Below are 4779 nucleotides of genomic sequence, written 5' to 3' on the forward strand. Positions count from 1 at the left end.
GTGGAGCTTGCGGAGTTTCTCGAGGCCGTGCGGCGCGGGTGGAAGGTCCTGGTGGCCTCTCGTCGGTGGCGGGCTCGTCGGTGACGGGCTCGTCGGTGGCGACCTCGGCCACCGCGGCGTCCGCCGCGGCGTCGGCAGGAGCGCCGTCCAGCGGGGCCACGCCCGCGACGGCGTCGTCCGCGGCGTCGGCGGCCTCGTCCACGGGCTCCTCGGCGGCGGGCACGCCGGTCGAGGGCAGGGGGGCGGAGGCGTCGTCCGCGTCGGCCGCCGGCGGGGCCTCCACGGGCACGTCCGCCACCGCGTCGACGTCCTCGGCAAGTGCGTCTTCGGCCGGTGCGTCCTCGGCGGGCGTGTCCGCGGCGGGCGCCACGTCCTCGGGGGAGACGACGTCCTCGGTGCTGACGTCGCCGGTGGTCCCCGGCGCGTCGACGGCCGCCGGGTCCGCGGGGACGGTCTCGTCGACGGGGGCGTCCTCGACCGGCGCGTCCTCGACCGGCGCGTCCACCAGGGGTGCGACGGCGCTGTCGTCGGCGGGGGAGACCGTGGCCTCGGGCTCGTCCGCGGGCCGGTCGGCAGGCGTCGGGAGCGGGTTCTGGGTCACTGGGTCTCCACCTTCTGGATGATGACGTCGGACACCGGGGACTCGGTCCCGGCCTCGGTGCCCGCGTCGGCGATGGCCTGCACGACGTCCAACCCGGACGTGATGCGGCCGAACACGGTGTAACCACCCGCCGTGTCGGAGGGGATCTGCGAGTCCTCGTAGACGAGGAAGAACTGGCTGCCCATGGAGCTGTCGTCGCCGCCGACCCGCGCCATGGCGATGGTGCCGGCGGGGTAGGTGTCGTCCTCCGGGGCGTTCTCGATGGGACCCCACGTGTAGCCGGGGCCGCCCGTGCCGGTGGCGGTCGGGTCGCCGCACTGCAGCACGTAGATGCCCGAGGTGGTGAGGCGGTGGCACTCCGTGCCGTCGAAGTAGCCCTCCTGCGCGAGGGTCACGAAGTTCGCCACGGCCTGGGGGGCCGCCGCGCCGTCGAGCTCGACGCCGACCTCGCCCTGCGTGAGGGCGATCGTCCCGGTCCAGGTGCGCCCCTCGGCGAGGGCGGCGTCGGGCACCACGCCGCCGTTGCCTACGCGCTCGGGGGCGGCGGTGGGGGCGGGGTCGACAGCACCCGTCGTCGCGCTCGGCGCAGCGCCGGGCGCGCCGTCGTCACGGCTGAGGGCCACCGCCGTCGCGACGGCGCCCGCGAGCACGAGGGCGCCGACGCCGGCGGCCGCGAGGCCCTGCCGGCGCCGCCGTGCCCGGGCCGCGGCGCGCTCGGCCTGCCGCGCCTGCCACTCCTGGTACCGGCGCCGCTCGTACGCCCGATCGCGCTCCCTGGACACGCACCTCTCCTCGTCCCGGCCCCGGCGCGGGGCCCCGTCACCTCGTCCGTCACCACCCTCTCGGGCGAACCGCGGACAGTCTAGGCAGAGGGGCAGGTCGCCGACGTGCCGACGTCCGCGACCGGACGCGCGTCGGCGGCCCGCCGGGGAGGCCGGCGGCTCTCGGCGGCCCCGGCGGGCTAGCGTCGGCGCCGTGCGCCTCCTCGAGCTCGTCGCCCCCGTCTTCGGCGCCCGCTGCTGCCTCCTCGTCGGCGAGGACGGGACCTGCGTGGCCGTCGACGTGGGCGCCGGGGTGGCGGACCGGGTCGCCGAGGTGGTCGGCGCGCAGGGGTGGCGGCCGGCGGCGGTGCTGGCGACGCACGGCCACGCCGACCACACGTGGGGCGCCGGGCCCCTCGCCGCGGCGTGGGACGTGCCCGTGGTGCTGCACGCCGCGGACGCCCACCGGCTCGCGGACCCGTTCGGCACCCTCGGCCCGCTCGGCCGCGCCGCGCACGACCCCACCGGACCGCTGGGCCAGGCCCTGGCGGCGGCCGGGCTCGCGCCGGGCGCCTACGTCGCGCCGACGCGGGTCGAGCCCTTCGGCGATGCCGCGGACGCCCGCACGCCCGACGTGGTGCTCGCCTGGGGCGGCGTGCGGCTCGTGGCGCGGCACGCGCCGGGCCACACGGAGGGCGCGACGCTGTACCTGGTCGAGGTGGCGACGGACGGTCCCGCCGGGCCGGGAGGGCGCCGGGCCGTGGCCCTCACGGGCGACGTCCTCTTCGCCGGCTCCGTCGGCCGCACCGACCTGCCCGGGGGTGACGACGCGCGGATGCGGACGACCCTCGCCGAGGTCGTCGCCACCCTGCCCCCGGAGACCCTCGTCGTCCCGGGGCACGGCCCGACGAGCACCGTGGCGGCGGAGCTGGCCGCCAACCCCTACCTGGCGCCCTACCGGCAGGCGTAGCGCCGGCGCCCGTCAGCCGCGGGGCACGGGCCCCAGGACGAGGGCCCGGACCGCGAGCCCGAGCCCGGCGAGCGAGCCGCGGGCGGTCGCCCAGAACGGGGCGACGATCCGCCGGTCGAGCGTCCGCTCGCCGCGCAGGAGGACCTCCCGGGCGTAGAACGGGGTGCGCAGGGCCCACCGCAGGACGGTGGCGCGGGGGAGGTGCTGCGCGGCGAAGAGCAGCCGGTTGCGGGTGTTCCAGTAGCAGTAGCCGGGGGACTTGCCCTCCGTGCGCTGCGTGCCGCCGACGCTGTGGACGGCGGTGGCCGTGCCGAGCACCCGCAGGGCGCCGCCGGCGGCCAGGACGCGCCAGCTGACGTCCACGTCCTCCCAGTAGAGGAAGTACCGCTCGTCGAACCCGCCGATGCGCTCCCACAGGTCCGTGTGCAGGACGAGGCACGCGCCGACGAGCCACGGGTGCTCCGGCGGCGTCGGCGGCGTGCCGGTGCGCGTGCGCCCGCGCGGCACGTCGATCCAGGCGCCCCGGAACCAGGGGGTGCCGTCGGGGCGCACGATCTCGGGGGACAGGAGGGTCGTCGGCTCCGCGCGGGCGGCGTCCACGAGCGCGGCGAGGTCCGCGGGGGGCAGCCACGCGTCCGGGTTGAGCAGGAGGACGACGTCGGCGCCGGCGGCCCGCGCGTGCGCGACGCCCACGTTCATGCCCCCGCCGAAGCCGAGGTTCGTCGCGGCGGGCACCACGTCCCAGCCCTGGTCGGCGCCGAGGGCGAGGAGGCGCTCGCGCTCGGCCTCCGTGGTGCGGTTGTCCACGACGACGACCCGGGCGCCGGAGCCGGCGAGGCCGCAGCGGGGGATGTTCTCGGCGAGCAGGTCGCTCGAGCCGTAGTTCACGACGACGACCGCCACGCCCGTGAGGTCGGGCGCGTCGGGGCCAGGCGCGCCCCCGTCGGTGCGGGGGGCCGGGGCGGTGCCGGTCATGCGTCCTCCGTCCGGCCGCGACGGGCGCGGCCCTGAGCCTGCGCGACCTGCGCGGTCGTGCCGGACCCTACCCACCCGGACCGCGCCCGCGGGGCCGCGACGGGGCGGGGGTGACCGACGTGACACCGCCCCGACGCCTCTCGCCCGGACGTCCTGTCAGGCCCCCCGCCTACACTCACGGCTCGACAGGGCACCCTGGTGCCGAACCGTGAGCAGAGACGGGGATCGCGAGTGCGCGTCCTGACGCTGTGGGCCGACGACCGTTCCTCCAACCTGGGGGTCCGTGCCCTGGCGCGCGGCAGCGCGGCGCTCGCCGAGCAGGCCTTCCCGGGCGTCGAGGTGGTCCACCTCGCGTGGGGCCAGGGGCCCGCGCCGGTCGGCGTCGGGGACTGGCGGCGGGTGGTCAAGGACCGCGTCTCCCGCCCCTCGAAGCTCCAGGAGTGGCTGGGCGGCTTCGACCTCGCGATCGACACCCGAGCGGGGGACAGCTTCGCCGACATCTACGGCATGAAGCGGCTGCGCACGCAGAGCCTGCTCGCCGACCTCACGACGCAGGCCGGCGTGCCGGTGGTGCTCGGCCCGCAGACGATCGGGCCCTTCGGCGCCCGCGAGGCGCGCACCCTGGCCCGCTGGTCGATGCGCCGGGCCGCCGCCGTGATGGCGCGCGACTCCGTGTCCGCCGCGTACGCCGACGGCCTCGGCCGCCCGGTCGACGTGCTGAGCACCGACGTCGTGTTCGCCCTGCCCCAGCCGGCCGCCGGCGCGGCGCCGGAGCGCGACGTGCTCCTCAACGTCTCGGGCCTGCTCTGGGCGCCCAACAACCACGTCGACCACGAGCAGTACCGCGCGCACGTGCTGACGGTGGCGCGGGGCCTCCTCGCGGACGGCCGCCGGGTCGGGCTGCTCGCCCACGTGCTGGACTCCCACGTGGCTGACAACGACGTGCCCGCCGTGCACGAGGTCGCGGCCCTGCTCGACAGCCCCGAGGTCGAGGTGGTCGTCCCGACCGACCTCGACGACGTGCGCGCCGTCGTCGGTGCCGCACGCCTCGTCATCGGCTCGCGCATGCACGCCTGCCTCAACGCGCTGTCGACGGGCACGGCGGCCCTGCCGCTGGCCTACTCGCGCAAGTTCGACCCGCTGCTGCGCGACCTCGGCTGGCGCCACAACGTCGACCTGCGCACGGCCGAGGACCCGGCGGGCGCCGTCCTGCGCCTGGTGTCGGCGGACCTGGACGACGAGGTGCGGGCCACCCAGGCCCGTGCCGCCGAGCTGCTCGCACCCGCCGTGGCGGCCCTGCAGCGCGTCGCGTGAGCGAGGACCCGCGACCGGCGGCGGACCGTCTCCCGCCGCCGGAGCGGCGACCGTCGCCCGACGCGGCGGCGTCCGCGCCCGACCCGGTCGCCGCCGCGGGCGGTGCGCCCGGGCCCGACGCCGCGGCCGGCCCCGGCGCGCCCGTCCCGCCGCCGCCC

Annotated in this window: 4 protein-coding genes and 1 pseudogene; 2 read left to right on the top strand and 3 right to left on the bottom strand. The window is 78.1% G+C overall.

Going from position 1 to position 4779, the window contains the following annotated elements; translation table 11 throughout:
• Both EJA20_RS17930 and EJA20_RS17935 read right to left on the bottom strand, forming a co-directional pair.
• Positions 1-601, bottom strand: a pseudogene (locus tag EJA20_RS17930) (hypothetical protein); the annotation flags it as partial.
• Positions 598-1383 (bottom strand): peptidylprolyl isomerase, encoded by a 786-nt coding sequence (locus tag EJA20_RS17935; RefSeq protein ID WP_129339878.1) that lies wholly within the window; start codon positions 1381-1383, stop codon positions 598-600. The gene EJA20_RS17935 and the pseudogene EJA20_RS17930, both read right to left, overlap by 4 nt.
• A gap of 193 nt (positions 1384-1576) precedes the next feature.
• On the opposite strand from EJA20_RS17935, the gene EJA20_RS17940 reads away from it, so the two are divergent.
• A complete protein-coding gene (locus EJA20_RS17940) occupies positions 1577-2332 on the top strand; it encodes an MBL fold metallo-hydrolase (protein ID WP_129339879.1) in 756 nt (251 codons plus the stop codon).
• A 12-nt stretch (positions 2333-2344) separates the two neighbouring features.
• Here EJA20_RS17940 and EJA20_RS17945 read toward each other — a convergent pair whose 3' ends face one another.
• Positions 2345-3307: a glycosyltransferase family 2 protein gene (locus EJA20_RS17945; protein WP_129339880.1), complete on the bottom strand. Its 963-nt coding sequence runs from the start codon at positions 3305-3307 to the stop codon at positions 2345-2347.
• A 231-nt stretch (positions 3308-3538) separates the two neighbouring features.
• Here EJA20_RS17945 and EJA20_RS17950 point away from each other — a divergent pair, with 231 nt between their 5' ends.
• Positions 3539-4621: a polysaccharide pyruvyl transferase family protein gene (locus EJA20_RS17950; RefSeq protein WP_164984059.1), complete on the top strand. Its 1083-nt coding sequence runs from the start codon at positions 3539-3541 to the stop codon at positions 4619-4621.
• Positions 4622-4779: the final 158 nt, after the last annotated feature.

This window comes from Cellulomonas endophytica, assembly GCF_004123805.1.
GTDB lineage: Bacteria > Actinomycetota > Actinomycetes > Actinomycetales > Cellulomonadaceae > Cellulomonas > Cellulomonas endophytica.